This window comes from Terrisporobacter sp. (assembly GCF_017888745.1).
Classification (GTDB): domain Bacteria; phylum Bacillota; class Clostridia; order Peptostreptococcales; family Peptostreptococcaceae; genus Terrisporobacter.
This window is the reverse complement of sequence record NZ_JAGHFM010000351.1, coordinates 1-2,809: the sequence shown is the minus strand read 5'-3', so window position 1 is coordinate 2,809 and position 2,809 is coordinate 1. Positions and strand designations below refer to the sequence as shown.

Below are 2,809 nucleotides of genomic sequence, written 5' to 3'. Positions count from 1 at the left end.
TGAACACCAGCTTCTAATAATTGTTTCATTGATATTACTGACATTGCTTTACCTCCTTGGTTTTGTACCTCCGACATGATCAACTCCCTAAAAAACCATAATTGGCACCTTTTAAGGATCCCATTGTCGTGTGTGATATTTGTATTTTATTTTTTCACCTCTGATAGTATAACATAGTGAAAAATAAATTTCAACAAAATTTAATCTGGCCTTACATTTTAATTATTAACTAATTTTTTTATATTAGTCGGCAAAAATCATTTTTATTCTTGTTTTTAATGAAACATCACATAAATCATTCTTACTTATAATATTATTACTTCCTAATATTTCTCCATCATCATTATAGTATTTTATTACTCCTACTACCTCACCTTTCTTAATAGGTAATTCTATTTCTTTTAATGTAAGTTGTGTATTTATATTTTCGTCATTTTTTTTCAATATTAACAAGTCATCTTCACTTTCTAAAGTAATTTCCAATTCATCTAACCCCATTAAATATTTTTTACCAATTAACTCTTCTTTACTCATGACTTTTAAAGTAGTAAAATTTTTCCTACCATAGTCAAGCATTGAAAGACAAGCTTGTACCCTTTTGTTTTTATGATTCGCTCCTAGTGATACACCTATCAATCTGTTTTCTATATTATTGCTATCTTGATTTAGTTTCATAGAAAAAGCTAAACAATATCCTGCATTGCCTGTATATCCAGTTTTTATACCATCTACTTCTGGTATAATAGACAATAATGCATTTGTATTATTTTTACAAAATCCTCTTTCAACATAATTATAAGTTTGCATGTCAGTTATAGATGTTACTTCTTTTTCATAATTATCTAACATGTATTTTCCAAGCTTAGCAATATCTCTTGCTGTAGATATATTTTCTTTAGGAGGTTTTTTAGGATCTGCTAGACTGTAAATAGGAAGTCCATTACAATTGACAAAATTAGTATTAGTCATTCCTATTTCTTTAGCTCTTTTATTCATTCTTTCAACAAACTTATTTTCACTTTTACTTATATGCTTTGCGATTCCTACTGCAGCATCATTACCAGATACTATCATTAATCCTCTCATAAGCTCAATTAAAGGTACTTTTTCTCCTACTTTCAATTTATAAGATGATCCTCTAACTTTTGCTATATCTTGATCTACAACAATTATGTCATCCTTACTGACTTCTTTATTCTCAATAGCTTCTATTGCAAGTAAAAAAGTCATCATCTTACTTAAACTTGCTAATGGTCTTTTCTCGTCTGGATTTTTTTCATACAATACTCTATTTGTATCTTGGTCTATTAATATTGATGATTTAGAAAACTTATCCACACTAACATTATCTGCATAACTTAAATTAGGAGTTACAATAGTTATAATGATTGTAAAGATTAGTAATATTTGTGCTCCTTTTTTCAAAATTCTCACCTTCTTGGTAACTTTAGTCTAAGTTATTTTTCCCCAGTTATATAAGTTATAACCTTGAATTATTTGCTAACTTATTTAACGAGTCTACTTAATAGTATTGATGTCCATGTGGCATGTAATGTTATTCCAAGAAAAACTTCTATACAAGCTATTATTTTTCCGATTAATCCAAATGCAATGATATCTCCATATCCAACAGTGCTAAAAGTTATCATAGAAAAATACCAAGCTTCTAAATACATTTTTAAAAATTCATAAAAAGAATATGTATTACTAACCAAATTTAATTTTATTAAACCATAATCTATTGTATTTAATCCTATAAACATATATATAAGTGCAAAAAAACTTATTATAAAAAAACTTATAAAGAGTAATCTTAAAGGCTTTTCACCATATCCAATAGTATATTTTGATAAAAAATCAAAAAAATCATTAGATAAATACTCTTTATATCCTTTATATTTATTACTCTTCAAAAATTCGCTGGCATAATTTCTTTCATTATAATAATAGTATCCAATATTTTCATTATCTTCTGTCTGCTTAGCTTGTACTCTTGCTATTCTATAATTATTTCTCCCACATATTGCACCTTCTTTTTTATAATTTATATCTTTTAATATAAATTTTGTGTATGGTGAGAATAATATTCCATCTAGTCTAGGAAAATTAATACATTTTTCAACTATTAATTTCTGTCCATTAACATTAGTTCTTTGAAAAATTTGTTCATTAATATACTTCTCATTAAACTTAGTTTCACTAAAAATACAATTTTTTAAAAATGTACTTTCTGTAAAATCAACTTTCCCTTTAAATTCAGTTTTTGTAAAGTCAACAGTATTATTAAATATAAATTTATTAAATTTTGCATCATTACAAAATATAGTTTCATAAAATTTTAATTTATTATAATCGTAATTTAAAGTTTTATTTATATTAAATTCTTCTTCAAAATAAAATCCACTAAAATCACTTATTTGCCCTTTTTTTATATATGAATTAAATAAAATCCGTTCTCTTTTACTTTTATTTTTCTTATGAAAGATGCAATAACCAGATGAATCTGCATGCCTTTTACATTTGATATTCTCATCTTGACTAGACACCCATTTACAATTCATTTTTACCTCCAAAGTAATTTAATTTAATCTTATTTTTTATAAATATCATTTTTATATTCATACACTTTCTTGTTTAATTATACATACCGTATTCTATTACATTTATGTATTATTATTTAAATTAAATTTATTCTTTACTTTAAAAGTATCATAAAGTATAATATATACCACAAGTGGGAACTTATACAATGTATAAGTATAACGCTAGCCCAAATAAAAGGAGTTGTATTTATACAACTCCTTTTTCA

The 2,809-nt window shown here is 25.1% G+C and carries 2 protein-coding genes; both read right to left on the bottom strand.

Translation table 11 applies throughout. The features are described from left to right. Positions 1-243 precede the first annotated feature (243 nt). Positions 244-1,425, bottom strand: a complete 1,182-nt coding sequence (locus J7G74_RS15450; RefSeq protein WP_297136963.1) for a D-alanyl-D-alanine carboxypeptidase family protein — start codon at positions 1,423-1,425, stop codon at positions 244-246. An 80-nt stretch (positions 1,426-1,505) separates the two neighbouring features. Then, positions 1,506-2,561 (bottom strand): potassium channel family protein, encoded by a 1,056-nt coding sequence (locus J7G74_RS15445; protein ID WP_297136961.1) that lies wholly within the window; start codon positions 2,559-2,561, stop codon positions 1,506-1,508. Positions 2,562-2,809: the final 248 nt, after the last annotated feature.